Source organism: Mycolicibacterium monacense, assembly GCF_010731575.1.
Classification (GTDB): domain Bacteria; phylum Actinomycetota; class Actinomycetes; order Mycobacteriales; family Mycobacteriaceae; genus Mycobacterium; species Mycobacterium monacense.
In genome coordinates this window covers 5407456-5433592 of the sequence record NZ_AP022617.1, presented here as the reverse complement: position 1 = coordinate 5433592, position 26137 = coordinate 5407456, and the positions used below count along the sequence as shown (strand labels likewise).

Annotated in this window: 25 protein-coding genes, 1 tRNA gene and 1 other RNA gene; 12 read left to right on the top strand and 15 right to left on the bottom strand. The window is 68.0% G+C overall.

Annotation, left to right across the window (positions count from 1 at the left end; genetic code table 11):
• Position 1: 1 nt before the first annotated feature.
• Positions 2-334: a YbaB/EbfC family nucleoid-associated protein gene (locus G6N49_RS26075; protein WP_011562280.1), complete on the bottom strand. Its 333-nt coding sequence runs from the start codon at positions 332-334 to the stop codon at positions 2-4.
• A 111-nt stretch (positions 335-445) separates the two neighbouring features.
• Between G6N49_RS26075 and G6N49_RS26070 the strand changes: the two genes are divergently transcribed.
• Positions 446-1201 carry an Rv3717 family N-acetylmuramoyl-L-alanine amidase gene (locus G6N49_RS26070; protein WP_011562281.1) on the top strand — a complete coding sequence of 252 codons (756 nt, stop codon included), beginning with the start codon at positions 446-448 and terminating at the stop codon, positions 1199-1201.
• Between the two features lie 8 nt (positions 1202-1209).
• Here G6N49_RS26070 and G6N49_RS26065 read toward each other — a convergent pair whose 3' ends face one another.
• On the bottom strand, positions 1210-1653 hold the full coding sequence (locus tag G6N49_RS26065; RefSeq protein ID WP_011562282.1) for an SRPBCC family protein: 444 nt from the start codon (positions 1651-1653) through the stop codon (positions 1210-1212).
• Between the two features lie 63 nt (positions 1654-1716).
• Here G6N49_RS26065 and G6N49_RS26060 point away from each other — a divergent pair, with 63 nt between their 5' ends.
• Both G6N49_RS26060 and G6N49_RS26055 read left to right on the top strand, forming a co-directional pair.
• Entirely contained in the window at positions 1717-3096 is a 1380-nt protein-coding gene (locus G6N49_RS26060; protein ID WP_083045313.1) for an FAD-binding oxidoreductase, read from the top strand.
• Between the two features lie 29 nt (positions 3097-3125).
• Positions 3126-4421, top strand: coding sequence for a class I SAM-dependent methyltransferase (locus G6N49_RS26055; protein WP_011562284.1), 1296 nt, complete (start codon positions 3126-3128; stop codon positions 4419-4421).
• 7 nt (positions 4422-4428) lie between these two features.
• Here G6N49_RS26055 and G6N49_RS26050 read toward each other — a convergent pair whose 3' ends face one another.
• The 3 genes from G6N49_RS26050 to ffs form a co-directional block, all read right to left on the bottom strand.
• Complete coding sequence (locus tag G6N49_RS26050) at positions 4429-6279, bottom strand: DNA polymerase III subunits gamma/tau (protein ID WP_083045314.1); 1851 nt, start codon at positions 6277-6279, stop codon at positions 4429-4431.
• A gap of 34 nt (positions 6280-6313) precedes the next feature.
• Complete coding sequence (locus tag G6N49_RS26045) at positions 6314-7588, bottom strand: aspartate aminotransferase type Ic (protein ID WP_083045315.1); 1275 nt, start codon at positions 7586-7588, stop codon at positions 6314-6316.
• Between the two features lie 36 nt (positions 7589-7624).
• Positions 7625-7719, bottom strand: an RNA gene (ffs, locus tag G6N49_RS26040) — signal recognition particle sRNA small type.
• Positions 7720-7788: 69 nt separating this feature from the next.
• Here ffs and G6N49_RS26035 point away from each other — a divergent pair.
• From G6N49_RS26035 to G6N49_RS26025, 3 genes are all read left to right on the top strand, one after another.
• Positions 7789-7874, top strand: a tRNA-Ser gene (locus G6N49_RS26035).
• Positions 7875-7947: 73 nt separating this feature from the next.
• The gene (locus tag G6N49_RS26030) at positions 7948-8703 is read left to right on the top strand and encodes a lipid uptake coordinator LucA (RefSeq protein WP_064875129.1); all 756 of its coding nucleotides are present in this window, start codon (positions 7948-7950) and stop codon (positions 8701-8703) included.
• 89 nt (positions 8704-8792) lie between these two features.
• Positions 8793-9818 carry a S1C family serine protease gene (locus tag G6N49_RS26025; protein ID WP_011562288.1) on the top strand — a complete coding sequence of 342 codons (1026 nt, stop codon included), beginning with the start codon at positions 8793-8795 and terminating at the stop codon, positions 9816-9818.
• Here the strand turns inward: G6N49_RS26025 and G6N49_RS26020 are convergent.
• Entirely contained in the window at positions 9815-10483 is a 669-nt protein-coding gene (locus tag G6N49_RS26020) for a TetR/AcrR family transcriptional regulator (protein ID WP_064917329.1), read from the bottom strand. The genes G6N49_RS26025 and G6N49_RS26020 overlap by 4 nt on opposite strands.
• A gap of 77 nt (positions 10484-10560) precedes the next feature.
• Here G6N49_RS26020 and G6N49_RS26015 point away from each other — a divergent pair, with 77 nt between their 5' ends.
• Positions 10561-11625, top strand: a complete 1065-nt coding sequence (locus G6N49_RS26015) for an NAD(P)H-dependent amine dehydrogenase family protein (protein ID WP_064917328.1) — start codon at positions 10561-10563, stop codon at positions 11623-11625.
• Here G6N49_RS26015 and ligD read toward each other — a convergent pair.
• Genes ligD through G6N49_RS26000 form a run of 3 tightly spaced genes read right to left on the bottom strand, consistent with a single transcriptional unit; the run spans position 11622 to position 15290 of the window.
• Positions 11622-12665 carry a non-homologous end-joining DNA ligase gene (ligD, locus tag G6N49_RS26010; RefSeq protein WP_011562291.1) on the bottom strand — a complete coding sequence of 348 codons (1044 nt, stop codon included), beginning with the start codon at positions 12663-12665 and terminating at the stop codon, positions 11622-11624. The genes G6N49_RS26015 and ligD overlap by 4 nt on opposite strands.
• Positions 12658-13719, bottom strand: coding sequence for an ATP-dependent DNA ligase (locus G6N49_RS26005; RefSeq protein ID WP_011562292.1), 1062 nt, complete (start codon positions 13717-13719; stop codon positions 12658-12660). The genes ligD and G6N49_RS26005 overlap by 8 nt, the downstream gene beginning before the upstream one ends.
• A gap of 44 nt (positions 13720-13763) precedes the next feature.
• A complete protein-coding gene (locus G6N49_RS26000; protein WP_163647436.1) occupies positions 13764-15290 on the bottom strand; it encodes an HNH endonuclease signature motif containing protein in 1527 nt (508 codons plus the stop codon).
• Between the two features lie 176 nt (positions 15291-15466).
• On the opposite strand from G6N49_RS26000, the gene G6N49_RS25995 reads away from it, so the two are divergent.
• The 3 genes from G6N49_RS25995 to G6N49_RS25985 all read left to right on the top strand — a co-directional run bounded on the left by G6N49_RS25995 (position 15467) and on the right by G6N49_RS25985 (position 17859).
• Positions 15467-16093 carry a TetR/AcrR family transcriptional regulator gene (locus G6N49_RS25995; protein WP_011562294.1) on the top strand — a complete coding sequence of 209 codons (627 nt, stop codon included), beginning with the start codon at positions 15467-15469 and terminating at the stop codon, positions 16091-16093.
• A 418-nt stretch (positions 16094-16511) separates the two neighbouring features.
• On the top strand, positions 16512-17069 hold the full coding sequence (locus G6N49_RS25990) for a nuclear transport factor 2 family protein (RefSeq protein ID WP_083045251.1): 558 nt from the start codon (positions 16512-16514) through the stop codon (positions 17067-17069).
• 4 nt (positions 17070-17073) lie between these two features.
• Complete coding sequence (locus G6N49_RS25985; protein WP_011562296.1) at positions 17074-17859, top strand: SDR family oxidoreductase; 786 nt, start codon at positions 17074-17076, stop codon at positions 17857-17859.
• Here G6N49_RS25985 and G6N49_RS29240 read toward each other — a convergent pair.
• The 5 genes from G6N49_RS29240 to G6N49_RS25965 form a co-directional block, all read right to left on the bottom strand.
• Entirely contained in the window at positions 17834-18007 is a 174-nt protein-coding gene (locus G6N49_RS29240) for a cupin domain-containing protein (protein ID WP_011857320.1), read from the bottom strand. The genes G6N49_RS25985 and G6N49_RS29240 overlap by 26 nt on opposite strands.
• Before the next feature lie 80 nt (positions 18008-18087).
• Positions 18088-18684 carry a sigma-70 family RNA polymerase sigma factor gene (locus G6N49_RS25980; protein ID WP_083045250.1) on the bottom strand — a complete coding sequence of 199 codons (597 nt, stop codon included), beginning with the start codon at positions 18682-18684 and terminating at the stop codon, positions 18088-18090.
• A 94-nt stretch (positions 18685-18778) separates the two neighbouring features.
• The gene (locus tag G6N49_RS25975; protein ID WP_083045249.1) at positions 18779-21592 is read right to left on the bottom strand and encodes a helix-turn-helix transcriptional regulator; all 2814 of its coding nucleotides are present in this window, start codon (positions 21590-21592) and stop codon (positions 18779-18781) included.
• Between the two features lie 58 nt (positions 21593-21650).
• Positions 21651-22319, bottom strand: a complete 669-nt coding sequence (locus G6N49_RS25970) for a nitroreductase (protein ID WP_011562300.1) — start codon at positions 22317-22319, stop codon at positions 21651-21653.
• 10 nt (positions 22320-22329) lie between these two features.
• On the bottom strand, positions 22330-23088 hold the full coding sequence (locus G6N49_RS25965; protein WP_041925413.1) for an SDR family oxidoreductase: 759 nt from the start codon (positions 23086-23088) through the stop codon (positions 22330-22332).
• 159 nt (positions 23089-23247) lie between these two features.
• On the opposite strand from G6N49_RS25965, the gene G6N49_RS25960 reads away from it, so the two are divergent.
• Positions 23248-23967, top strand: a complete 720-nt coding sequence (locus tag G6N49_RS25960) for an SDR family NAD(P)-dependent oxidoreductase (protein ID WP_064872991.1) — start codon at positions 23248-23250, stop codon at positions 23965-23967.
• Positions 23968-24045: 78 nt separating this feature from the next.
• Entirely contained in the window at positions 24046-24933 is an 888-nt protein-coding gene (locus G6N49_RS25955) for an MBL fold metallo-hydrolase (RefSeq protein ID WP_179967801.1), read from the top strand.
• Here G6N49_RS25955 and G6N49_RS25950 read toward each other — a convergent pair.
• A complete protein-coding gene (locus tag G6N49_RS25950; RefSeq protein WP_083045255.1) occupies positions 24927-26111 on the bottom strand; it encodes a cytochrome P450 in 1185 nt (394 codons plus the stop codon). The two genes, G6N49_RS25955 and G6N49_RS25950, sit on opposite strands and share 7 nt — an antisense overlap.
• Positions 26112-26137 lie beyond the last annotated feature (26 nt).

Below are 26137 nucleotides of genomic sequence, written 5' to 3'. Positions count from 1 at the left end.
GTCAGAGGCCCGGGATCCCCAGGCCGCCCATACCGCCCGCGAGCGGCCCGAGCCGGTCGTGGGCCAGGATGGTGACCTGCTTGGCGGCGTCGGCGATCGCACCGACGACGAGGTCCTGCAGCGTCTCGACGTCGTCGGGGTCGACGACCTTGGGGTCGATGGCCACCGACGTGACCTCACCGCTGCCCTTCATCGTGACCTGCACCAGACCGCCGCCGGCCTGACCGTGCACCTCGGAATTGGCCAGGGACTCCTGCGCCTCCATGAGTTGCTGCTGCATCTGCTGGGCCTGCGCGAGCAGTGCCGACATATCGGGCTGGCCACCGGGTTGCATGCCTGGTCCCCTTGCGTGTTGATGTCGCGTTGGTCTCGACTTGGTTTCTCTCGCCCGTATCCGGCGCTTCGGGCTTTAAGCCTAGTCGGCACGCGGGCTACGGTGGCGCCCGTGCCTGCCAGCCTGCGTGTCGGAGCCGCGATCGCCACCAGCCTGCTCGTCGCCGCCTCCACATTTGCCACGACGACGTTCGCCGCTCCCGCATCCGCCGCGCCCGCGAACATCGCCGGGAAGATCGTGTTCCTCGACCCCGGCCACAACGGCGCCAACGACGCCTCGATCAGCAGGCAGGTGCCCACCGGCCGCGGCGGCACGAAGGACTGTCAGGCCAGCGGCACGTCGACCGAGGACGGCTATCCGGAGCACACGTTCGCCTGGGACACCACGCTGCGCATCCGCCAGGCGCTGACCGCGCTCGGCGTGCGCACCGCGATGTCGCGGGGCAACGACAACGCGCTCGGCCCGTGCGTCGACGAGCGCGCCGCCCTGGCCAACTCCGTGCGGCCCAACGCGATCGTGTCCGTCCACGCCGACGGCGGTCCGCCGACCGGACGCGGCTTCCACGTGCTGTATTCGTCGCCCCCGCTCAACGAGGCGCAGGCCGGGCCGGCCGTACAGTTCGCGCAGGTCATGCGCGATCAGCTGTCCGGATCCGGATTCGTCCCGTCGACCTACATCGGTTCGGGTGGCCTGAACCCGCGCAGCGACATCGCCGGGCTCAACCTCGCGCAGTACCCGTCGATCCTGGTGGAGCTGGGCAATATGAAGAACCCGGCCGATTCGGCGGTGATGAAGACCGCCGAGGGCAGACAGCGCTACGCCGACGCGGTCGTCCGCGGTATCGCCGCGTTCCTGGCGCTGTCCTGAACGGCGGGTCAGGCGCCCTTCTCGACCTCACGCTTGAGGTTCTCGAGGACCTGCGCCTGGATCTTCTTCAGTCCCAGCGGCGCGAAGGTCTTCTCGAAGAAGCCCTTGACGCCGCCGGCGCCGGTCCACGACGTCTTGACCGTCACCGAGGAGCCCGGCCCCGCCGGAGCGACGGTGTAGTTGGTGACCAGCGTGGAGTTGGCGTCCTTCTCGATCACGGTGTGGCCGGCCACGTCGACGGTGGCCTTGACGTCCCGGACGCGCGATTTGGTGGCCTGCAGCTTCCAGGTGGCGACGGTCCCCGCACCCTGCCCGCCCTCGATCACCCGGTAGTCGCGGTAGTGCTCGGAGAGGATCTTGGGCCGGACGGTCTGGTAGTCGGCGACAGCGGCCAGGACTGCCGCCGGTTCGGCGTTGATCATGACGGTGCTCGACGCGCTGACCTGTCCCATGATGTGACACTCCTTCGTGGCGGTGCGGTCGCATCGGCTGCGGCCGCGGACTAGCGTATATCCGTGTCTGTTGCCCCAACCGACGCACGGGCTGCTCACGCCGAAGGCGTGGAGCGGCTACTCGCCAGCTACCGGGCGATTCCGCAGACGGCCGCAGTGCGCCTCGCCAAACCAACCTCCAACCTGTTCCGTGCCCGCGCCAAGAGCACCGTCAAGGGTCTCGACGTGTCCGGACTGACCGGCGTGATCGCCGTCGACCCCGATGCGCGTACCGCCGACGTCGCGGGCATGTGCACCTACGAGACCCTCGTCGCGGCGACGCTGCCGTACGGTCTGGCGCCGCTGGTGGTACCGCAGCTCAAGACCATCACCCTCGGCGGTGCGGTGACGGGGCTCGGTATCGAGTCCACGTCGTTCCGCAACGGCCTGCCGCACGAGTCGGTGCTGGAGATGGACATCCTGACCGGTTCCGGGGAGGTCCTCACCGCGAGCCGCGACCGCCATCCCGACCTCTTTCACGCCTTCCCGAACTCCTACGGCACGCTCGGGTACTCGGTGCGGTTGAAAATCGAACTCGAACCGGTCAAACCGTTCGTCGCACTGCGGCATCTGCGTTTCCACTCGCTGACCGAGTTGGTCGATGCGATGGACCGCATCGTGGAGACCGGCGGTCTCGACGGCGAACCCGTCGACTACCTCGATGGCGTGGTGTTCAGCGCGGAGGAGAGCTACCTGTGCGTCGGGGTGCGGACCGCGACGCCCGGTCCGGTCAGCGACTACACCGGCCGGCAGATCTACTACCGCTCGATCCAGCACTCCGCCGGTGAGAAGCACGACCGGTTGACCATCCACGACTACCTGTGGCGCTGGGACACCGACTGGTTCTGGTGCTCACGGGCATTCGGCGCGCAGAACCCGAAGATCCGGCGGTTCTGGCCGCACCGCTACCGCCGCAGCAGCTTCTACTGGAAGCTGATCGGCTACGACCAGCGGTTCGACATCGCCGATCGGATCGAGATCCGCAACGGCCGTCCGCCCCGGGAGCGGGTCGTCCAGGACGTCGAGGTGCCGATCTGCCGCACCGCCGAATTCCTGGCATGGTTCCTGGAGAACGTGCCGATCGAACCGATCTGGTTGTGCCCGTTGCGGTTACGGGACGAGAGCAGCTGGCCGCTGTACCCGATCCGCCCGAGCCACACGTACGTCAACGTGGGCTTCTGGTCGTCGGTGCCGGTCGGCCCCGACGAGGGTTTCACCAACCGGCTCATCGAACGCAAGGTCAGCGAACTCGACGGGCACAAATCGCTGTATTCAGATGCGTACTACCCCCGGGAGGAGTTCGACGAACTCTACGGCGGCGAGACATACAAGACGGTCAAGAAGGCATACGACCCTGATTCACGTCTGCTCAATCTGTATGCCAAGGCGGTGCAGAGACGATGAGTGATGGCGCGAGCATTGTGGAGGCAGCTATGACGAAACGCGTACCGGACCAGAAGCTGACGCTGGCGGAGATCCTCGAGCTCTTCGTCGCGGGTCAGGAACCGTTGAAGTTCAGTGCGTACGACGGCAGTACGGCGGGGCCGGCGGACGCCGAGCTCGGCCTGCACCTCAAGACGCCGCGCGGCACCACGTATCTGGCCACCGCGCCGGGTGATCTGGGCCTGGCTCGCGCGTACGTCTCCGGCGACCTGGAGCTCACGGGCGTCCATCCTGGGGATCCGTACGAGTTGCTGCGCGCGCTGACCGAGAAGATGAACTTCAAGTTGCCGCCGGCGAAGGTGCTGCGCAACGTCGTGCGCTCCATCGGTTTGGAGCATTTCAAGCCGATCGCCCCGCCGCCGCAGGAGGCGCTGCCGCGGTGGCGCCGGATCGCCGAGGGGTTGCGGCACAGCAAGGCTCGTGACGCCGAGGTGATCCACCACCACTACGACGTGTCGAACACGTTCTACGAGTGGGTGCTCGGACCGTCGATGACCTACACGTGCGCGTGCTATCCGCAGCCGGACGCGACGCTGGAGGAGGCGCAGGAGAACAAGTACCGGTTGGTGTTCGAGAAGCTGCGCCTGCAGCCCGGTGCCCGCCTGCTCGACCTCGGGTGCGGCTGGGGTGGCATGGTGCGGTACGCGGCCCGACACGGGGTGAAGACCGTCGGCGTCACACTGTCGAAGGAACAGGCGCTGTGGGGTCAGAAGGCGATCGCCGACGAGGGGCTGACCGAGCTCGCGGAGATCCGGCACAGCGACTACCGCGACGTGCGCGAGATCGGGTTCGACGCGGTGTCGTCGATCGGGCTGACCGAGCACATCGGTGTGCACAACTATCCGTCGTATTTCCGGTTCCTGCAGTCGAAGTTGCGCAACGGCGGGCTGCTCCTCAACCACTGCATCACCCGGCCGGACAACCATTCCGCGCCGACCGCCGGTGGCTTCATCGACCGTTACGTGTTCCCCGACGGGGAGCTCACCGGCTCGGGCCGCATCATCACCGAGGCGCAGAACGTCGGCCTCGAGGTGGTGCACGAGGAGAATCTGCGCCACCACTATGCGATGACGCTGCGCGACTGGTGCCGCAACCTCGTCGAGCACTGGGACGAGGCGGTCGCCGAGGTGGGGCTGGGCACCGCGAAGGTGTGGGGTCTCTACATGGCGGGGTCACGGCTCGGCTTCGAGACGAACATCGTTCAGCTGCACCAGGTTCTGGCGGTCAAGCTGGACGAGCGCGGCAATGACGGCGGGCTGCCGCTGCGGCCGTGGTGGTCGGCGTAGCTGCTCGCTAGCTCCCGTCGATCCGGCGAGCGCCGAGTTCGTTCTGCAGTAGTTCGAGCGCGGCTTCCTCGGGGTCACGACGGGGCCCTGCCTCCTCGCGCACCGCTTCGGCCAGCATGCTCTCCTCGTCGTCCTCCGGGGGCGGCGGATCGGCGACGGGGGCGGGACGTGCCGGCTCGGCGACCACAGCCGGCGCGGGACCACCGCCCGCCTCGCATCGGATCTTCCAGTCCACACCGAGCGCATCCTTGAGCGCTTCGCGGATCACGTCGGAGTTCCGTTGCTCGACAAGCCGTTTCGCCAGCGGTGCCGATTCGTGGCTCAACACCAGTGTGTCACCCTCGACCGTGCGGACGATCGCACCGGCCAGCATCACATCGATCGTGCGGCTGCGCTGCCGGACCTTCTCCCGCACCGTCGTCCACATGCTGCGCACCGCAGCCGCATTGGGCGCACCGGCGGCCGGCGGCGGTGCCGCCGCGGGCGCTTCGACCACCGGTTCGGCGGGTGGGCGCCCCGGGGGCGGAGAGGGCGGCGGCGCAGGCGCAGGCGGTGGCGCCACGGGTGGCGCGGGCGGTTCCGGACGGATCTCAACGGGAGCAGGGGCCGGGGCCGGCGCATCGGCCACCTGACTCCTGCGGGTGAACGTCTTCGCCGGTTCGACGGGGCGAGCGGCCGCGGGCATGTCGGACGCGGGTATCGACATCTCGAGGCGGGTCTCGATGCGCTCGACGCGTTGCAGCAGAGCCGATTCCGTGTCGCTGGCCGACGGCAGCAACAGCCGGGCGCACACCACCTCGAGCAGCAGTCGCGGTGCGGTGGCCCCGCGCATCTCCCCCAGCCCGGCGTGGACGACCTCGGCATAGCGGGTCAGTGTCGCGGACCCCAGCCGGGCGGCCTGATCCCGCATCCGCTCCAGCACGTCACCGGGCGCGTCGACCACACCGCGCGCGGCGGCGTCCGGCACCGCCTGCAGCACGATCAGATCGCGGAACCTCTCGAGCAGGTCGACCGCGAACCGTCGCGGATCGTGTCCGGCGTCGATCACCGATTCGACCGCGCCGAACAGCGCGGCGGCATCCCCGGCGGCCAGCGCGTCGACCGCATCGTCGATCAGCGCGACGTCGGTGGCCCCCAGCAGCGCCAGTGCGCGGCCGTACTCCACCCGGTTGCCCGCCGCGCCGGCCAGCAGCTGGTCGAGCACCGACAACGTGTCGCGGGGCGAACCGCCGCCGGCGCGGATCACCAGCGGGTACACCGCGTCGTCGACGCTGACGCCCTCGTCGGCGCAGATCCGTTCCAGCAGCGTGCGCATCGTCTTGGGCGCCAACAGCCGGAACGGGTAGTGGTGGGTGCGCGACCGGATCGTCGGCAGCACCTTCTCCGGTTCGGTGGTGGCGAACACGAAGATCAGATGCTCCGGCGGCTCCTCGACGATCTTGAGCAGCGCGTTGAAGCCCGCGGTGGTGACCATGTGGGCTTCGTCGACGATGAAGATGCGATAGCGCGACTGCGCGGGCGCGTAGAACGCCCGGTCCCGCAGTTCACGAGTGTCGTCGACACCGCCGTGGCTCGCCGCGTCGAGTTCGGTGACGTCCATGTTGCCCGGGCCGTTGGGAGCCAGCGCCACACACGAGTCGCACGTTCCACAGGGCGTCGGGGTCGGCCCCTGCTCGCAGTTGAGCGAGCGGGCCAGGATGCGTGCCGACGACGTCTTCCCACAGCCACGTGGGCCGGAGAACAAATATGCGTGGTTGATGCGGCCCGCCGACAGCGCGGTCGACAGCGGCTCGGTGACATGCTCCTGCCCGACCACCTCCGCGAAGGTCGCCGGTCGGTACTTGCGGTAGAGCGCCACGGTCAGCAGGCTACCGACGGACTACGACGGATGGTCAACCGAGCAGTGACTCGGTGGCGGCCAGCAGCGCACACGTCGCCAGACCGTCGATGGCCGACCGCAGGTCGTCCTCTGAGGGGAACGACGGGGCGATCCGGATGTTCTTGTCCTCGGGGTCTTTTCGGTACGGGAAGGCGGAACCGGCCTCGGTCACCGCGATACCCGCGTCTTTGGCCAGCGCAACCGTGCGCCTGGCGGTGCCCGGCCACACGTCGAGGCTGACGAAGTACCCGCCCTTGGGATCGGTCCACGAGGCTATCTTCGACTCGCCCAGCCGGTCCTCGAGGACCTGACCGACGAGCGCGAACTTCGGCGCCAGCAGTTCCCGGTGGCGCTGCATGTGCAGCCGCACACCGTCGGCGTCCCCGAAGAACTTCAGGTGCCGCAACTGGTTGACCTTGTCCGGGCCGATCGACTTCTTGCCCGCGTGCTGCAGGTACCACGCGATGTTGCCCAGCGAGCCGCCCAGGAAGCTGACGCCGGCCCCGGCGAAGGTGATCTTGCTGGTCGAGGCGAACACCAGCGGCCGGTTCTGGTTACCCGCCGCGGCGGCCAGGCCCAGGACGTCGATCTGCCGCATGAAGTCGGGTGTCAGAGTGTGGACGGCGTAGGCGTTGTCCCAGAACAACCGGAAATCCGTTGCCACCGTGCGCATCTGGACCAGCCGGCGGACGACCTCCCAGGAGTAGGTGACACCGGTGGGGTTGCCGAACACCGGGACGCACCACATGCCCTTGATGGCCGGGTCGGCGGCGACGAGTTCCTCGATGAGGTCGACGTCGGGGCCGTCTTCGAGCATCGGCACGGGGATCATCTCGATACCGAGGTTCTCGGTGAGCGCGAAGTGCCGGTCATAGCCAGGCGCCGGGCACAGGAATTTGACGACCGGCTCGGCGATCCACGGCCGCGGTGAGTCGACACCGCCGTGCAGCAGCGAGAACACCACGGTGTCGTGCATCAGCTCAAGGCTGGCGTTGTTTCCCGCGATGAGGTTCGGCACGGGGATGCCGAGCAGCTCGCCGAAGATCGCGCGCAGTTCGGGCAGACCGTGCAGCCCGCCGTAGTTGCGGACGTCGGTGCCGTCGCTGTCGCGGTAGGCGTCGCGGCCCGGGAGTTCGAGCAGGGCGTTCGACAGGTCGAGCTGGGCGGGCGAGGGCTTACCGCGGGTCAGGTCCAGGCGCAGACCCTTGCCCTGCAGTTCGGCGTAATTGCGCTGTTGCCGCTCGTGCTCGGCGGTCAGGTCGTCGCGGCTGAGGGAGTGGAACGACACCGCGAGCCTTTCACCAGGACGTACCGGACCGTGAAATACAGGGGACCCCGCGCACCCGCCAGAGCCCGTTGACCCTTGCTGCCTTCCGGCCCTGGGGGAGTTCACAGGATGGACGCCGCGCGGGGTCCGACCTGAGTGTAATACCCGCGTCGGGCGCATCCTCGACGGGCGCACTCGGCTCGTCGGCTACCATTGCCCGCGGAGGATTCGCCTAGTGGCCTATGGCGCTCGCCTGGAACGCGGGTTGGGTTAACAGCCCTCGCGGGTTCAAATCCCGCATCCTCCGCACTCGGTCCGGGGTGCGATCAGCGATCTGAGGTCCTGATCGCACCGCCGGCCCACCAATCTCGAGGAGGAGTATGCGGCGCTCGGTCGCGGTCATTTGGCACGCATCGTTCTCCGTCATCGCTGCTGTCCTCTATTTCTTCTTCGTCCTGCCGCGCTGGTTCGAGCTCATGGGCTCGACGTCGCCCACACTGGGCACGGTGCTGCGGATCGTCACCGCGGCGCTGATCGGGCTGGCCGCGCTGCCGGTGGTGTTCACGCTGCTGCGCACCCGCCGCCCCGAATTCGGCACCCCGCAGTTGGCGTTGCGGCTGCGTACGGTGTCGATCGCGCTGCACGTACTGGCCGGTGTGCTGATCCTGGGCGCCGCGATCAGCGAGATCTGGCTGGACCTCGACTCCGCAGGTCCGTGGCTGTTCGGCATCTACGGCGCGGCCGCGGCGATCGCACTGCTCGGCATCTTCGCGTTCTATCTGGCGTTCGTCGCCGAGCTGCCGCCCCCGCCGCCGAAACCGCTCAAGCCGAAGGCCCAGACCCGTCGCGGCCGCCGCAAGGCGCAGGAGGCGGCCCCTGAAGACACCGCGGACTCTGAAGACACCGAAGAAACCACCGAGGAAGCCGAGCGCTCGGAATCGGATGACCCCGACACCGAGTCCGTCGACACCGAGTCGGGCGACACGGATGCGGCTGACGAGACGGAAGAGACCGGAGCGGCTGACGAGGAACCTGTTGCCTCGAGTGGCGGGTTGCGCAACCGGCGTCCGTCCGGCAAGGGTGATTCTTCGCGCCGACGCCGCCGTCTACGCGGCGGAATCGCCGTCGAAGACTGAGGTCAGCGCCCTTTCGTCGACACCACGCGGTCTGATCGCGAACAATGTGAGCAGAACCCGAGTTACAAAACCTCGTCGAAGGGCAATTCATGGGCATGCTCCGTACTCGTTGGCTGTCCGTGCTCTCGGTCGTGTTGGCCGCGCTACTCGCACTGGTCGGCCCGTTCTCCCCGGCCACCTCGAGCGCCGCACCCGCTGATCCGATCGCGGCGGCGGCCACCGTCGAGCCCGCCGTGGCGCGCATCGACACCGAGATCGACTACCAGAGCGCGATCGGTACCGGCACCGGCATCGTGCTCGACCCCGGCGGTCAGGTGCTCACGAACTTCCACGTCGTCCAGGGCGCCGACCGGGTCAACGTCGCCGTCGCGGGCCGGTCGTATCCGGCCGAACTCGTCGGCTACGACCGTGGCCGCGACATCGCGGTGATCCAGTTGCTCGGGGCGGGCGGTCTGCCGGTGGCCCCGATCGGCGACTCCGCGGCGCTGGCGGCGGGTGAGCCCGTCGTCGCCCTCGGCAACGCGCAGGGCTCCGCTGCCCCGCTGACCCGGGAGGTCGGCAGCGTCACCGCCTTCGGGCGGACGGTCCAGGCCGAAGACTCGCTGACCGGCAGCTCCGACGAACTGACCGGGTTGATCGAGTTCGCCGCACCCGTGCGGGCCGGCGATTCGGGTGGACCGGTCGTCAACAGCGCGGGCCAGGTCGTCGGCATCACCACCGCGGCCTCGGTGAACTACCGGATGGGCCCCGGGGGTAAGGGCTTCGCGATCCCGATCAACGAGGCGGTCGGCGTCGCGAACCAGATCCGGTCGCGGATTCCGTCGGACACCGTCCACATCGGCCCGCCCGCGCTGCTCGGCGTCGGCGTGCGGACCGCACCGAGCGACGTGCCCGGGGTCCTCATCCAGGAGGTGCTGCGCGGCGGACCCGCCGAAGCGGCCGGTTTGATGGACCGCGACGTGCTGATCGCGATCAACGGCAACCGCCTCACCTCGGCCACCCAGCTGACCTACACGCTGGACCGGTTCTACCCCGGCGACGTCGTGGACGTCACGTGGATCGACGGCTTCGGCCAGGAGCGCACCGCGAAGGCGACGCTGGCACCCGGCCCCTAGGGTCGACCGCCGCGCAGCAGTTGTTCCAGCCCGGCGATCGCCAGGTCGAGTTCGAACTCGAACTGCCCCTCGTCCGGTCGGGGCGCGCTGTCGAGCACCAGACGCAGCGCGGGATAGTCGGCCTCCTGGGTGCGTTCGAGCGCGGCCCGGGTCTCGGCCTGATGAACGTCCCGCATCGAGGTGCTCATGGCGTTCTGCGCGGCTGACTGCGCGATGTTCGCCACCGCGGTGACGCCGCGCCGCGCGTCGTCGACGCCGAATCCCGCGGCGAGCAGGGCGGCCAGCACACGCTCCGCGAGCGCGAGGACCTCCACCGCACCCACCCCGCGGAACGGCGTGTGGTCGGCGGCCGAACTGATCTGCGCGCCGACCTGGACGATGCCGTCGCGGTAGGCGTGGGCGTAGGCGCGCAGGACCACGCGCCAGTCGCCGTCGTCGGGCAGGTGCACCCGCTTGAGTTCGGCTTCGAACCGGTCGACCACGACGAGCGTGAGCAGGCCCTGTCGGTTGCCGACGTAGTAGTGCAGGGCCTTGCGGCTGACGCCGAGTTCGTCGGCGACGGCCTGCATGGTGAGTTCGGGGCCGCGGGCCCGCCGCGCGGCGGCGACGATCTGCTCGCGGCTGATCCGGGCGGGTCTGCCCCGGGCGCGACGCTCGTCTCCCACGGGCTCACCCTACGCAGCCGCACGGGAATTTTCGCCGATCGGGAAAAAATCTGCGCGCCTCGCCCTAACCTGAGCGAGTGCCAAACACTCCCTATCGGGTCGTCCAGTGGACGACCGGCAATGTCGGTAAGAGTTCCGTGGCGGCGATCACCACGAATCCGAATCTCGAACTGGTCGGCTGCTACGCCTGGTCGGCCGACAAGGCGGGTCGCGACGTCGGCGAACTGGCGGGCATCGAACCCCTCGGGATCACCGCCACCAACGACGTCGAGGCGCTGCTCGCCCTGAAACCCGATGTCGTGGTGTACAACCCGATGTGGATCGACGTCGACGAACTGGTGCGCATCCTCGAAGCCGGGGTGAACGTGGTGGCGAGCGCGTCGTTCATCACCGGCCACAATCTGGGCGACGGGCGCGCCCGGCTGGTCGAGGCGTGCGAGCGCGGGGGTGCGACGCTGTTCGGATCCGGGGTCAGCCCGGGCTTCGCCGAACTGCTCGCGATCGTGGCCGCGACGGCGTGCGACCGCGTCGACAAGATCACCATCGCCGAATCCGCCGACACCACGCTCTACGACTCCCCCGACACCGAGCGGCCCGTCGGCTTCGGCACCGCGATCGACGACCCGAACCTGGAGCCGATGGCCGCCACGGGCACCGCCGTCTTCGCCGAAGCTGTGCAGCTGGTGGCCGACTCACTCGGTGTCGAACTCGACGAGATCAAGTGCGTGTCCGACTACGCCCAGACCACAGAGGATCTCGCAATGGCGTCGTGGACGATACCCGCCGGCCATGTGGCGGGCGTGTACGCCAGTTGGCAGGGAATCCTCGGCGGCAAGACCATCATCGACATCAACGTGCGGTGGAAGAAGGGCACGACGCTGGAGCCGGACTGGCAGCTCGACGGGGACGGCTGGAAGATCACCATCGACGGGCGGCCGACGGTCAACATGTCGGTGGGTTTCCTGCCGCCGCAGGACATGATCGAGAACGCCAAGACGCTCGAGGACTTCTTCGTCCTCGGCCACATCATGACGGCGATGCCACCGATCCACGCCATCCCGGCGGTGGTGGCCGCCCAACCGGGGATCGCCACCTACACCGATCTGCCGCTGCCGCAGGCTCGTGGCGTGGTGCCGACCTAGCGGCGGTTGCCGTCCTCGTCCCAGTGCTCCGCGACCTTCTTACTCGGCTGCACGCGCGGCGGCTCGCCGGGCATTTTCGGATAGTTCGGCGGATAGGGCAGGTCGCCGAGGCCCCGCTCCTCGTCGGCCTCGACCATCTTCAGCAGCGTGTCGATCGACTGCGCCTTCTTGTCGATGTCCGCCCACGGGTCCGGTCGGCCGGCGACGAAGTCCGGCACGGTGGCGATCGTGTAGTCGTCGGGTTCGGCGACGCGTAATTCCTCCCACGTCAACGGTGTCGACACCGTGGCGATCGGGGTTTTGCGCGCCGAGTACGCCGACGCGAAGGTGCGGTCGCGCGCGTTCTGGTTGTAGTCGATGAACAGCCGCCGGCCCCGCTCTTCCTTCCACCACGATGTGGTCACCGCATTGGGGGCGCGTCGCTCGACCTCCCGCGCCAGCGCGATGCCGGCACGTCGCACGGCAATGAAATCCCAGTCGGTCGCGATGCGCAGGAACACGTGGACGCCACGGCCGCCCGAGGTCTTGGGGTAACCGACCAGGCCGAGTTCGTCGAGCAGGGGTTTGAGGACGTCGACCGCAACGCTGCGGGCCTCGGCGAATCCGGTGCCCGGCTGCGGGTCGAGATCGATCCGCAGCTCGTCGGGATGCTCGGTGTCCGGGCAGCGGACCTGCCAGGGGTGCAACGTGACGGTTCCCATCTGAGCGGCCCAGGCGATCGCCGACGGGTGGGTGATCTTCAGGGCGTCGGCGGTGCGGCCGGACGGGAAGGTCACCGTGCACGTCTCGAGGTAGTCGGGGCGCTTCTGCGGCACCCGCTTCTGGTAGATCTCCTCGCCCTCGATGCCGTCGGGGAACCGCTGCAGATGCACGGGGCGGTCCCGCAGCAGCGCCACCATCCGGTCCGCCACGGCCAGGTAGTAGTCGACGAGCTTGCCCTTGGTGCCGTCTTTGCCGAGCTTCGGGAAGTACGGTTTGTCCGGGTTGGTCAGCCGGACCTTGACTCCGTCGACATCGATTTCCGTTGCCGCACTAGCCATCCTGGGTCTCCAACACGTCGAAGAGGTCGTAGGTCAGCGGAACTTCCAGTTGGTCGAACGTGCAACTGGCCGGATCGCGGTCCGGCCGCCATCGCCGGAACTTGACCGCATGTCGGAATCTCCGCCCCTGCACCGAGTTTCCCTCCATCTGGTCATAGGCCACCTCCGCGACCCGCTCCGGCCGGATCGGTATCCAGCGCTTGTCCGCCGCGGAGTTCCAACGGCTCGGATCGCCCTCCCGCACCTCGTCCCCCTCACGCAGCGGTTCGAGTTCGGCGAGCAGCTTGAGCCGGTCCTTGGCAGTGAAAGACGCTGCCCCGCCGACCATCTGGAGGTCGCCCTCGTCGGTGTACAGTCCGAGCAGCAGCGAGCCGATCCCCTCCCCGCTCTTGTGGATCCGGTAGCCGATGGCCACGCAGTCGGCGTCGCGGGCGTGTTTGACCTTGACCATCTCCCGCTTACCCGGCAGGTACGAGCCGTCGAGGCGTTTGGCGATCACACCGTCGAGACCGGCACCCTCGAACTCCTCGAGCCACTGCGCACCGAGCCCGGGGTCCTCCGTGGTCCGCGTGACATGACACCACTGCTTGTGCGAGACAGCCTCGATGAGCGCCTGACGCCGGGCGCGGAACGGCTCCTTCATCAGCGAGGTGTCACCGCTGGCGAGTGCGTCGAAACCGATGAAATGCGCGGGGGTCTCCTCGGAGAGCTTGCGCACGCGCGATTCGGCGGGATGGATGCGCTGGCTCAGCGACTCCCAGTCCAGCCGGGTGCGACCGCCGATCTCACGGGGGACGACGATCTCGCCGTCGAGCACACAGCGCGGGGCCAGTTCGTCGCGCACGAAGTCGAGCACCTCGGGGAAGTACCGCGCCAGGTCCTTGCCGCTCCTGGACATCAGCACGACGTCGTCACCGTCGCGGAACACCAGTGCGCGGAAGCCGTCCCATTTCGGTTCGTAGGACCAGACGCCGGATTCGGTCGGCACCTTCGCCTGGGCTTTGGCGAGCATCGGCTCCAGCGGCGGCATGACGGGTAGGTCCATGGTGTCCATACTCACGTAGACCCGTGTATCGCGACAATGTCATCGGAGTTCTGTCAGAACGGTGGCGGGTCGTCGCCGTAGTCGGGGTGCGGCGCGGGTGGCGGTGGGTCCGCGTTGGCTGCGTGGTCGGCCATCGCTCGTGCGGCGGCGTTGTGTTCGCGTTCGGCTTTGACGCGGGCGGCGTTGTCGGCGGCGCGGGTGCGTCGTCGCTTGGGCATCTTCGCGGTGCGCCCGGGGTCCGGGGGCGGTTGGGCCAGCGGCGGTAACTCGGCGGTGGTGGTGTCCCATTCGGGGAAGAACAGCCGGCTGCCCGGCACCGTGGTGTGGCGCTTGCCGGTCGGCGTTGTCCAGGTCACCGTGCCGTCAGGATGCTGTTCGTCATGCCAGCCGTCCCAGAACGTTTTTCCCAGGTGGTGGGTGCGGCATTTGCAGTTCAGGTTCGACGCGTGGGTGGGTCCGTACGGCCACGGCACGACATGGTCGATATCGCAGCGCTCGGCGGGCACGTCGCAGCCGGGGAAGCGGCAGAACAGGTCGCGGGCGCGCACGAACGCGGCCAGCTTGGCCGAGGGCCGGTAGTGCGGTTCGGGATCCGGGCCGGGCAGCCACAACGGTTTGATCGCCGCTCCACCGCGGATCGCCTCGGCCAACGCCACGATCGGCAGGAGCTTCACCCCGGGCAGCAACGCCACCCCCGAATCCTGCGGGCACGGGACGGGTTCGGGCTCGTCCTTCGCGGCGTGGTGTTCGTCCTCGGCGGCGATCAGCTTCTGGGCCGCCTCGACCGCGGCCGGATCGGCGATCACCGAGATCACCACATTCGACTTCTCCGGCGCTGCTGCCGCGCATGCCGGTGATCCGCAGCGGCACGGTAGATGGTCGTGGCCCTGGACGATGGCGCCCACCGCACACGAGCGCCGCTCACCCACGCTGCGCGGATCGTTGTCGCAGATCCCTTTGAGCAACGCGGTGATCCGCGCCGACAACGCCGCGGCGTCACAGCCCAGCAGCTGACCCCAGACCAACACCAACTCGTCGGGATCATCACCGGATCCGATATGGAAGTCGCGGGTCTTGATGGTCTCTTTGGCACGGATCACCGCATCCCGGTCATACCGGTGGATCACCGCATCGAGGGCCCGGGTCAACCGCGCCTCCGACAACGGCCCCCACCGCAACGCCGCCTCAGCCAGCGCCGCATCCACCAGCGCCAGCACCTGCTCGTCGTCGACCAGGCGGGTGCGCCAGCTGATCTCGGAGATCAACCGGGCACTCAACCGCCCCTGCAGGTACAGCGCCGCGACCTTGGGCAACCGGTCACGCAGCGCGACCGCGATCCGCATCTGCCCCGACGCCCGCTTGTGGCCGATGTTCAACACCGCCCCGACCTCGGAGGCGGCCGCAGCCCACGAGTCATACACCCACCCGTCGCACTCCTCGTCACAGGTCACCGTCAGATGCACCAGTTCCGCGATCGCGGCCAACTTCCGCGCCCCGGCCTGCGCCTCCTCACGCGCGGACTGCTCGATCGCAGCAAGAAGCGCGGACTCCTCCAGCCCCGCGAACACTTGATCGAACATACATTCGATTATTCCTGTCGCCACCGACGCTCCGCCAGCCGCGAAATCCGGCCTGTGGATGAATTCCGGATTGGGGATAACCCCTCGGCCCGCGCGAATCGAACCGCCGCGGAGTATTTCGTCGACGCCGATCCCACCAACGGTCCTTGGGAAATGATTGGTGACAAGATACGACCATGGCGACCTCGTCGCGGCGCGTCGGCGCTGAAACGTCCAAGACCCGGGACACCCTCCTCGACTGTGTCGAGACGATGATGCTCGAAGAGGGCTACGCGAGCGTCACCTATCGGGCGTTGGCCGCGAAGGCCGGTGTGACGCCGAGCTTGGTGCAGTACTACTTCCCCACCCTCGACGACGTGTTCATCGCCGCGATCCGGCGGTATTCGGAACGCAACCTGGCGTATCTGAACAAGGTCATGGAGAAGCGTGCCGACGATCCGCTGCGCGCCCTGTGGGAGTACAGCTGGGATGAGGCCACCGGAACGCTGATGACGGAATTCATGGCGTTGGGCAACCACCGCAAGTCGATTCGCACCGAGATCGCAGCAGTGACCGAGAGCGTGCGCAGGCTTCAGCTGGACGCCCTCGTCGCGAAGTTCGGTGAGGACGCCCGGCCATGGGGTGATCTGTCCCTGCCGGCCCTGCAACTGTTGATCTCCAGCCTGCCGAAATTCCTCAACCTGGAGAAGGGCGTCGGGGTCGAGACCGCGCATGCCGAGCTGACCGAGGCATTCGAGCGCTACCTGGATTCGATCGAACCCGCCCCCAAGCGGAAACCGGCCACCCGCAAGAGGTCTCGCTGACCCACCCGCCGCAGAACATGCCGCGGTACCCGTGGGCCGGATGGCGGGGAGAAATGTCGCCCGTCACGCCGCCGAACAGCTTCTGCCGCAACGTTCCTGGTTGATACTCGAACTCCTCATTGCTCTCCGGCATCAGGATGTTCATCACCTGGACACCGTCAGGTTGAATCCCTCGACGCGGTAGCGATCGCGCTTGTGTTGATGTCGTGGACTTTCGATGGATCGGTGTCGCCGGGTCGTCGGCGATGGCGTCGACGTCCCAGGAGCATCTTCCCCCTGTTGGTGATGGGCTTCATGCGCCTGCCCATTTGTACGATCGTATGGCACCGCCCACCCCGCGAGGCCGTTTCACTGCCCGGCAAAGAGCCGATGCTATACAGTTGTACAACACCTCGTATCGCCGTCCAGGAAGGGCACCATGACCGGCTCCGACGAACTCGAACAGTTGCGCAAGCGCGTGCAGTACCTCGAGGACCGCACCGCGATCCTCGACTGCGTGATGAACCAGGCACGCGGGCATGACCGTCACGATGCCGAGCTGATGGGCAGCGTGTACTTCGAGGACGGGGTCGACGAACACGGCCCGACCGTGAAATTCGGCCCCGAGTACGGCGAATGGGCCAACGAAGCCCACACCGCGGTGTTCGAGGACCACCTGCACAACATCACCACACACACGTGCGAGATCGATGGCGACGAGGCACACGCCGAGAGCTACGTGATGGGCGCGATGCGGGTCAAGGGCGGCAAAATCGTCTCGTTGATGGGCGGCCGCTACCTCGACCGTCTGGAACGCCGCGATGGCGTCTGGAAGATCGCGCTACGCCGCTGCACCATCGAGTGGATGATCAGTGGCGACTCGTCCATCCTGGGCAAGGGCGCGGTCAAGGGATTCATCAAGGGAAAGTGGGACAAGACCGACGCCTCCTACATCCGTCCGCTGAAGCTCGACAGCGAGCCCGTCGAACGGTGGTGAGCGAGTGAAACTCTCGGGACGCGTCGCGCTGGTGACCGGCGGTGCGTCCGGTATCGGCCGCGCGACCGCCGGTCGACTCGCGGCCGAGGGCATGCGGGTGTGCGTGCTCGATATCGACGGGCCGGCGACGGAGGCGGTGGCCGAGTCGATCGGTGGGATCGGATTACGTTGTGACGTCACTGATCCAGAGCAGGTCGACTCGGCGTTCGATACCTGCGTCGCGGAGTTGGGTGGCGTGGACGTGGCGTTCCTGAACGCGGGCATCACCATCGACTGGTCGGGGGACATCGGCGCCCTCGACCTGGCTCAGTACCGGAAGTCCGTCGGCGTCAACGTCGACGGTGTGGTGTTCGGGGTGCGGGCGGCGGTGCGGACCATGCGGACACTCGACCCCGGCGTCGACCGCGCAATTCTGGCGACCGCGTCTCTGGCAGGGTTGATGCCCTGGCATCCCGACCCGGTCTACTCGCTGGGCAAGCACGGCGTGGTCGGGTTCATGCGCTCGATCGCCCCGAACCTCGCCGCCGAAGGCATTGCAGTGCACACCATCTGCCCGGGTATCACCGAGACCGGGGTGCTCGGCGATCGGCGGTCGCTGGTGGAACGCATCGGCGTGCCTGTGATGGAGCCGGAGATGATCGCCGACGCGGTGCTGCTGGCACTCGGCGCCCCGATGTCCGCGGCCGGGACGTGCTGGGTGGCTCAGCACGGAAAGCCGGCCTGGCCGATGGCATTCGCGCCGGTGGACAGTCCCGACAGCCGGCTCAACGTGCCGGTGAGGGCCCGCTGACCCTCAGGTGGGCGCGAGCGGCGAGGTCGTCGTCGTCGACCAACACCAGCATCTCCTGACCGGGCACGCAGAACATCGTGACCAGGAAGCGGCTCCGCGCGTCGCTGCGGTTGTTGGCGTCGGAGTAATGGATGACATGCCGGTCCACTCGGATGACCCGCGGCGGGGCGCACGGACTGCACGACCGTGAGGGCAGTCTGCCATTCGTCGTCGTAGTTCGCGGTCATCTCAAGCCGCCTGAGAGGACCCAGATGCGAAACGACCGCGTGCACAGGAACTGTCCGCCAGCAGGCGGCGCAACTGAACACGCGCCCGCGATACCCGCGACATCACCGTCCCGATCGGGATGCCCATCAGTGCAGCGGTTTCGGCGTAGGTGTAGCCCTCGACGTCGGCGTAGTACAGCACGGTCCGGAAGCCCTCGGAGAGCTGACCCAACGCCTCGCGTACCTCATCGTCGGGAAGCGAATCGATCACCTCGGATTCGGCGGACCGCAGCCCGGTCGACAGGTGCACACCAAAGTCCGCCATCTCGTCGGACAGCACCTCCGCGGGGCGGCGCTCCTTCCACCGGTAGGCGCTTACCCACTGGTTGTACTGGATCCGGAAGAGCCACGCCTGAAGGTTGGTGCCCGGCTGGAAGTTGTGGAATCCGGTGTAGGCGCGGACCAGGGTTTCCTGAAGCAGGTCTTCGGCGTCGGCGTCGTTGTGGGTCAGGCGGCGCGCGCCGCGGAGCAGCACATCGACCAGGGGCCAGACATCGGCGGCGAAGCGGGCTTTCAGATCGGCGGTGCAGTCGATGTCCTCGGACTCGATGACCTTCATGGGAGTACCTCCGGTTGATTTCTGCGAGCCCGATCGGGCTGTGAGATCAACACTGGCGCCCCCGAGCCCCCAGAGGACCCTTGGTCATCCGTGGTCAATGGTCCGTAGTGACCCCCTGGTGAGACCACGCAACGGTGCGCAGTTGCCTGCGCGAGGTGATCCCCATCTTCACGAAGACCTTGCGCAGATGCCATTCGACGGTGTGCACGCTGATGAACAGCTGGGCACCGATCTCCTGATTGGTCAGCCCGTCGGCCGCGAGCCGCGCGATCTGCGCCTCCTGCGCGGTCAGTTCGTCGCCCGAGGTCAACCGCTGTTTGCGAACCTTCTCACCGACGGCGATGAGCTCCTTGCGTGCCCGCTCGGCGTAGGCCTGTGCGCCCATCCGGACGAACAGCTCATGGGCCTCGTTGAGCTGACGGCGGGCATCACCGCGCCGGTTCATCCGCCTGAGCCACTCGCCGTAGCCGAGGTGCGTGCGGGCCCGGTGTACGGCCACGCGAGACCGACCCAGGTGGTCGAGCGCTTCGGTGAACAACCGGTCGGCCTCGTCGTTGTCGGCCAACATGGCCTGCGCACTGGCCAACGCACCGAGCCCCCACGGGGTGCCGCTGGCGCCGGCGCGCTCTTCGATGAGGCTGACCGCTCGCCGTGCGGCATCGGTTTCGCCGAGGTGTGCGGCGGCCTCCACCAGTTCGTGCAGGCACCAGCTGTAGAAACCCCGATCCTCGAATTCACAGGCCCGGCGGGCAGCGGTGAACGCCTCCTCGTAGCGGCCGAGCCCGTTGTACAACACCGCGGTCGCATACCCGGTCAGCCCGATCGCACGGCCCTCACCGCGCGCTGCGCCGTCAGCGGCGGCCGCATCGATCTGCCGCATGGCCTCCGCCGGCTCGCCCCGCCACGCGGCGACCAAGAGGGAGTGATACCGGACGGGCCCGTTGTGCGTCGTCGCCGCCGTGATGGAGTTCGCCTCGGCGATCAACGTCGCTGCCGTGTTGAACTCGCCGAACAGCACGTGGACGCCGGCCCGGTACACCAGCGCCTGCGGGAGGCCGGCCAAGGCGCCGACTTCACGTGCCTGTCCGGCGACGGCGGCAGACAGTGCGTCGACGAGGTCTTCATCCCACAGTTCGTGGGCGGCCGCTTCCTGCAGGATCGGAAAGGCCGGCACCAGCCACCGCAGCAGTTGGCCGGGGTCGTCGGACGCCAACGCGCGCATCGTGTCCAGCGCGCCGCGCAGGTACTCGCCGCCGCGGATCCCCCCGATGATCCAATCGGTGATCCCCCGGAAGAACAGGTCCACGGCCCGCGGCAGCTCCGAGATCCGCACTGTCGCCGATCGCGCCGCTTCGGCGGTATGGAGGAGAGCGCCCGGCTGGGCGAGACGGCCGGCATACATCAACGCGGCGAAAGCCTCGAGATAGCTTTCGCGGGAGGCGAAGTCATCGAGGCCCTCGAACTGTTTCGCCGCATCCAGTAACGCCGGCGCGGTGTCCCCGACGGCCGGGGCACCACTCTCCCCCACCCGGCTGCGCACGAACGCCATCTGGGCACGCAGACGCGCGGCGCGGGCACGTTGGAGTGCTGACAGCGGAGCCGTTTCGGCGATGGTCAACAGTTCGTACGCCTTCGCCGTCGCCGCGGAGTCCCTTTTCGCCTGTGCGGCGGCCAGAGCTCGGTTGCCGCGGAGCTCGGGATCGGCGGTGAGCACGGCGGCCCGCTCCATGAACGCGGCTGCTGCTGCGATGCCGCCCCTACTCTGGGCCCGGCTCGCCGAGGCCTCGAGTTCGGCGGCGACCGCGTCGTCGGTGCCCGCCACCGCGTTGGCGGCGTGCCAGGCCCGGCGGTCGGGGTCGGATTCGGCGTCGGTGGCCGCGGCCAGTGCCGCGTGGACCGCGCGGCGGTCGGCGAGGTCGGCGGCGCGGTAGGCCGCCGCGCGCATCAACGGGTGGTGAAAGCGCATACGGGGGCCGAATTCGATGACGCCCGCGCTCTCGGCCGGCGCCAACGCGTCCACGGCGATGCCCAGCATGGCGGCGGCACGGAGGAACAGCGACGAGTCGCCGACCGGTTCGGCGGCCGCGAGCAACAGCAGCAGGCGGGTCCGGTCCGGCAGCACCTGGATGCGCTGGACGAAGCTCTCCTCGATCCGGGTCCGCGATGTCATCGCACCCACAGTCCAGAAGCCACCGGCCAGTTCGGCCGAGGAGTAGCTGCGCGGCACTTCGAGCAATGCCAGTGGGTTGCCACGAGTTTCGGCCACCACCCGGTCCCTCACACTGGGATCGATGCCGCCGATCATTGCGCGTTCCAACAATTCCCGCGCATCGGCGTCGGAGAGCCCACGAACGGGCAACTCGGGCAGTCCCGTCAGTGCATCCGCACCCTCGTTACGCGCCGCGAACACCAGCGCCACCGGTTCTGCCATCAACCGGCGGGCTACGAACCCCAGAGTCTGCACGGACACCTGATCCAGCCACTGCGCGTCGTCGACGACGCACAACAGGGGTTGCTCGTGCACGGCGGCGGCGACCAGGCTCAGCACCGCCAACCCGACGAGAAAGCGCTCCGGAGGTGGGCCGACACCGCGCCCGAACGCGACGGTGAGCGCATCGCGCTGCGGGGGCGGCAGGTCGTCGAGGTAATCCATCAGGGGCCCGCACAACTGGTGCAGACCGGCATAGGCCAGTTCCATATCGGATTCGACGCCCGCCACGTGCACACAGCGCCAACCCGGCGCCTCGTCGAGCAGGTAGCCGAGCAGGGCGGTCTTACCGGCACCCGGCTCACCGCGCAGCACCAGCACCTGCGACCGGCCCGTCCGCACCGCCGCGATCACCCGCCGCAGTGCGGCGGTCTCGACGGCGCGGCCGTACAGCAGTCGTCCCCGCTCTTGGCTCGCCATATGACACCACACCGTCCACCGATCAGAGTGGATGGTAACGATTGGACGAGTCAGGGGTCTAGCTGTCGGCGATGAACGTGACCGTCTCAGACAACGGTGCGCGGCCCGTGCGGGCATATCCGACCGAGCGATCCTCGAATCCGATAGACATCCCGCAGAACAGGATCAACCCCTCGTCCGGTTCGACGATCTCGGCGACGGTGTGGCGGGTGGTCGACCACGCCATCTGCGGGCAGCTGTGCAGCCCTTCTGCACGCAGGAGCAACATGACCGTCTGCAAATACATCCCGAGGTCGGCCCATTGCGGCAGTCCCAGCCCGCGGTCGATGTAGCAGAACAGGGCAGCAGGTGCGCCGAAGCAGTCCCAGTTGCCGATGGCGGCTCGACGGCGCGCCTCCCAATCTTCGCGGACGACACCGAGGGCGCCGTAACGTTGTTCGGCGAAGTCGTGGCGACGGTCGCGGTAGGGCGATTCCAGTGCGGCAGGGTACATCTCGAACTCACGGTCATCCCACGGGACGCCGGCAGAGACCCGGTCGACAGCGTGTTTCTTGAGCCGCGCCAACGGTTCTCCGGTCAGTACATAGATGCGCCACGGCTGCAGGTTGGACCCCGATGGCGACCAGGACGCAGCGGCGAGGACCCTTTCCAGGGTCTCTCTGGGCACCGGCTCGTCGGTGAATCCACGCACTGCCCGCCGGCTCGTCACCGCTTCGTAGACGTCCATATCCGTCCGGTCAACTCCTGGCCGCTGCGGCCAGGATCCAGTCCTCGAAGTGGATGTCGAACAGCGTTGCCCCGTCGCCGGGTACCAGTGTGTGCTCGTCGATGGCGACACCCCAGTAGCGGGCGTGGGGGTCGGTTGCCACCTCACGGCCGTCACCGCGTGCGGTCAGCGCGGTTCGGATCAGGTCCGGGAGACGGAACCTGTGCGGTCCACCGACTTCGGTGATCCCGTTGACCGGTGCGTTCACCGCTGCGATGACGACGGCTTCGGCGACGTTCGCGGAGGCCATCGGCTGGATCGGTGCGTCCGGCAGCCGCACGACACCGTCCACGGTCGCGGAATCGGCGATGGTGGTGAGGAATTCGAAGAACTGGGTGGCGCGCACGATCGTGTACGGGACCGGTCCGCCGGCGATCAGTTTCTCCTGCGCCAGTTTCGCCTTGAAGTAGCCACTCTCGCGGGCCAACAACTCCGTGCCCACCACCGACAACGCGACGTGGTGCGCCACGCCGGCCTCTGCTTCGGCGGTCAGCAGATTGGTGGTCGCCACGTTGAAGAACTCCTGGGCGGCCGCCTCTTCGAATGACGGAGAGTTGGTCACGTCCACGACCACCCGCGCGCCCGCCAGCACGTCGGCCAACCCCTCGCCCGTGAAGGCGTTGACACCGGTCGACGGTGCGGCGGCGACCGCGTCATGACCGTGTTCGATGAGCCCTTGGACGACCTTTGATCCGATTCGCCCAGTCCCGCCGATGACGACGATCCTCATGTTCATCCTTCCCTCGTGTGCGTCGAGGCGGCCTGTTCACTGCCTCCGAGCGCCAGAACCCGCGACCGGACGCCGATTCATCCCGTGGCGGTCGTCACTGTCGGATGACCCCGTGTGCCCCTGCCGGTTCCGGCAGTCAGACCACACGAAAGGACTGTCATGGAACTGCACACCTACCGGGCGCTCGTCACCGGCGGCACCGCGGGCATCGGCTTGGCCTGCGCCCACCTTCTGGCCGGCGCCGGCGCCGAGGTGATCGTCACCGGCCGTGACCCGGAACGCGGCGGGACCGCTGCCGCCTCCCACGAACGGATCCGCTTCATCCGAACCGATATGGCCGATCTCGCAGGCGTCGAATCCCTTGTGCGGCAGGCTGGTGACATCGACGTGCTGGTCAACAACGCGGCGAGTTTCCCAGGTGCGGCGACCGTCGATCAGGACGCCGCGGCGTTCGCGCGCACCTTCGACATCAATGTGCGCGGGTCGTATTTCCTGACCGCCGGACTGGTACCGGGAATGGTCGCCCGCAAACGCGGAAGCATCGTCAACATCACCTCGATGCTGGCAGCCAAAGGCGTGCCCGCGGCGTCGGTGTACAGCGCTTCGAAAGCGGCGCTGGAGTCCTTGACCCGCACCTGGGCCGCCGAGTTCGGCAGCCACGGCGTCCGCGTCAACGCCGTCGCCCCGGGCCCGACGAGAACCGAAGGCGTCGCGGCCGAGTGGGGCGAGACCAACGAAGAACTCGGTCGCGCGCTGCCGTTGGGGCGCGTCGCCGAACCGGAGGAGATCGCACAGGCCGTGCTGTTCCTGGCCTCGCCGCGCTCGAGTTTCGTCACGGGAGCCGTCCTGCGCGTCGACGGCGGCGGCGCCGCGATCTGATCACGCATGGATGAGTCGCTGCGGCGCACGGTGTTCTGGGTGACGACACACGATCCACGGACGTTGAAGGAGAAGGACATGAGCGTGCTTCGTGACGAGTTGGTTCCGTCGCGCTACGCGGTGCAGATCGGCGACATCGAGGTGCTGGTGATCAGCGACGGGGTGCTCCCCATCACGGCCTCGACGCTTGCCACCAACGTGGACTCGGCCGACCTGACCGGCTGGCTGGACGACATGTTCCTCCCGCCCGACGTCCTCGACTGGCCGCTGAACGTCGTCGTGGTCCGCAGCGGTGACCGGACCATTCTCGTCGATGCAGGCCTGGGCGTGGAGTTCCCCGACTTCCCGCGGGCCGGCCAGACCGCGACCCGACTGGAGGCCGCGGGCATCGACCTGGAATCCGTGACCGACGTGGTGCTCACCCATCTGCACATGGATCACGTCGGCGGGCTGCTCACCGAGGGTCTCCAGGCTCGACTTCGTCCGGATCTGCGCGTCCATCTGGCGGCCCGCGAGGCGGAGTTCTGGACGGCGCCCGACTTCTCCCGTACCTGTATGCCGCAGCCGGTGCCCGGCGTCCTCCGGTCTGTCGCCGCCCGCTTCCTCGACGAGTATCACGGCAGGCTGCGGACGTTCGAGACCGAATACGAGGTTGCGCCGGGAGTGCTCGTCACGCGTACCGGTGGCCACACTCCGGGGCACAGCGTGGTGCGACTCGCCTCGCGCGGCGAGGGCTTGACCTTCGCCGGCGATGCCGTGTTCGCGCCGGGATTCGACAACCCGCAGTGGCACAACGGTTTCGAGCATGACCCCGAGGAGGCGGCCCGCGTCCGGATCCGGCTCCTGCGCGAGCTGGCAGCCACCGGCGAGTCACTGGTGGCCACGCACCTGCCGTTCCCGTCCGTGTGCCGGGTGGCGACCGCCGGTGACGTGTTCCGCTGTGTGCCCGCCGTCTGGGACTACTGACCCACAAGTGCGGGCATCGAGTCCCAGCCCCGCACCGTCGACGTGGGGGCGCGAACCGCGTTCTCCTCGTCGATCGTCCAGTCCGGCCAGCGTCTCAGGATCTCCTCGAGCGCGACGCGGCCCTCGATGCGGGCCAGGGACGCCCCGAGGCAGAAGTGGGCGCCACGGCCGAACGTCAGGTGGTTCGGGTTGCGGCGGATGTCGAACACGTCGGGATCGTCGAATCTGCGCTCGTCTCGGTTCGCCGCGCCGGCCATCAGCAGCAGCGCACTGCCGGCGGGCACGGTCTCGCCCTGGTACTCCACGTCTTTGGCCACATACCGGGCGATGTGGTGGACGGGCGGTTCGAGTCGCAGCACTTCTTCGACGGCCCCCGGGATCAGGGACGGATCCGCCGCGAGCTCGCGGCGCTGGTCGGGGTGGTCGGCCAACACCTTGCCGAGCCAGCCGAACAGGCGCCCCACTGTCTCGGTCCCGGCATTGGCGATGACGCCGAGGAACACCAGCAACTCCTCCTCGCGCAACTTCCGCCGCTGCCCATCGATATCTTCGAACTCGACATTGAGCAGTTCGGTGACGAGGTCGTCGGACGGATTGTCCTTGCGCCATTCGACGTAGTCCCGAAACATGTTGCCGTTGAAGTAGTTGTCCTTCTTCACCGGCAACGGCTCACCCGGCTTGTTGCGCAGCCGCGCGCCGGCGACCTTGCGGACGCTGCGCTGCAGCGAGTCCGGCATCCCGACGAGCATGCCGATCACCCGCATCGGCATCTCCGACCCCAGGTCGAGGGTGAAGTCGAAGCGGTCACCGCCCGTGAGCGGATCCAGACAGGCCGCGCAGAACGTCCTGATCTGCTCCTCGATCGCCTTCATCTTCCGAGGGGTGAAGGCGCGTGCGACGAGCAACCGGTGCACGGTGTGCAGCGGTGGGTCCTCGTTGATGAACACCCCGTCCGGCATCACGGGTTCGGCCTTGACGACCTCCAGGATGTCGCCCTTGGCCGAACTCAGGTTCTCGACGTCCCGCAGCGCGGATTCGACGTCGGCGAAGCGACTCAGCCCCCAGAAGTCGAGCTTCTCGTTGTAGTACAGCGGAGCCTCGTCGCGCAGCCGCCGGTAGACCGGATACGGATCCAGATCGATCTCGACGTGGTAGGGGTCGTAATACAACTCACTCACCTGTACGATCGTACAGCACACGAGCC

Bases quoted from the DNA above. Each gene is read 5' to 3' on its own strand.
- G6N49_RS26075 (WP_011562280.1), bottom strand. From the start codon at position 334: ATGCAACCCGGTGGCCAGCCCGATATGTCGGCACTGCTCGCGCAGGCC.
- G6N49_RS26065 (WP_011562282.1), bottom strand. From the start codon at position 1,653: ATGGGACAGGTCAGCGCGTCGAGCACCGTCATGATCAACGCCGAACCG.
- G6N49_RS26055 (WP_011562284.1), top strand. From the start codon at position 3,126: ATGACGAAACGCGTACCGGACCAGAAGCTGACGCTGGCGGAGATCCTC.
- G6N49_RS26030 (WP_064875129.1), top strand. From the start codon at position 7,948: ATGCGGCGCTCGGTCGCGGTCATTTGGCACGCATCGTTCTCCGTCATC.
- G6N49_RS26025 (WP_011562288.1), top strand. From the start codon at position 8,793: ATGGGCATGCTCCGTACTCGTTGGCTGTCCGTGCTCTCGGTCGTGTTG.
- ligD (WP_011562291.1), bottom strand. From the start codon at position 12,665: ATGGCTAGTGCGGCAACGGAAATCGATGTCGACGGAGTCAAGGTCCGG.
- G6N49_RS26005 (WP_011562292.1), bottom strand. From the start codon at position 13,719: ATGGACACCATGGACCTACCCGTCATGCCGCCGCTGGAGCCGATGCTC.
- G6N49_RS26000 (WP_163647436.1), bottom strand. From the start codon at position 15,290: ATGTTCGATCAAGTGTTCGCGGGGCTGGAGGAGTCCGCGCTTCTTGCT.
- G6N49_RS25995 (WP_011562294.1), top strand. From the start codon at position 15,467: ATGGCGACCTCGTCGCGGCGCGTCGGCGCTGAAACGTCCAAGACCCGG.
- G6N49_RS25990 (WP_083045251.1), top strand. From the start codon at position 16,512: ATGACCGGCTCCGACGAACTCGAACAGTTGCGCAAGCGCGTGCAGTAC.
- G6N49_RS25980 (WP_083045250.1), bottom strand. From the start codon at position 18,684: ATGAAGGTCATCGAGTCCGAGGACATCGACTGCACCGCCGATCTGAAA.
- G6N49_RS25975 (WP_083045249.1), bottom strand. From the start codon at position 21,592: ATGGCGAGCCAAGAGCGGGGACGACTGCTGTACGGCCGCGCCGTCGAG.
- G6N49_RS25970 (WP_011562300.1), bottom strand. From the start codon at position 22,319: ATGGACGTCTACGAAGCGGTGACGAGCCGGCGGGCAGTGCGTGGATTC.
- G6N49_RS25965 (WP_041925413.1), bottom strand. From the start codon at position 23,088: ATGAGGATCGTCGTCATCGGCGGGACTGGGCGAATCGGATCAAAGGTC.
- G6N49_RS25960 (WP_064872991.1), top strand. From the start codon at position 23,248: ATGGAACTGCACACCTACCGGGCGCTCGTCACCGGCGGCACCGCGGGC.
- G6N49_RS25955 (WP_179967801.1), top strand. From the start codon at position 24,046: ATGAGCGTGCTTCGTGACGAGTTGGTTCCGTCGCGCTACGCGGTGCAG.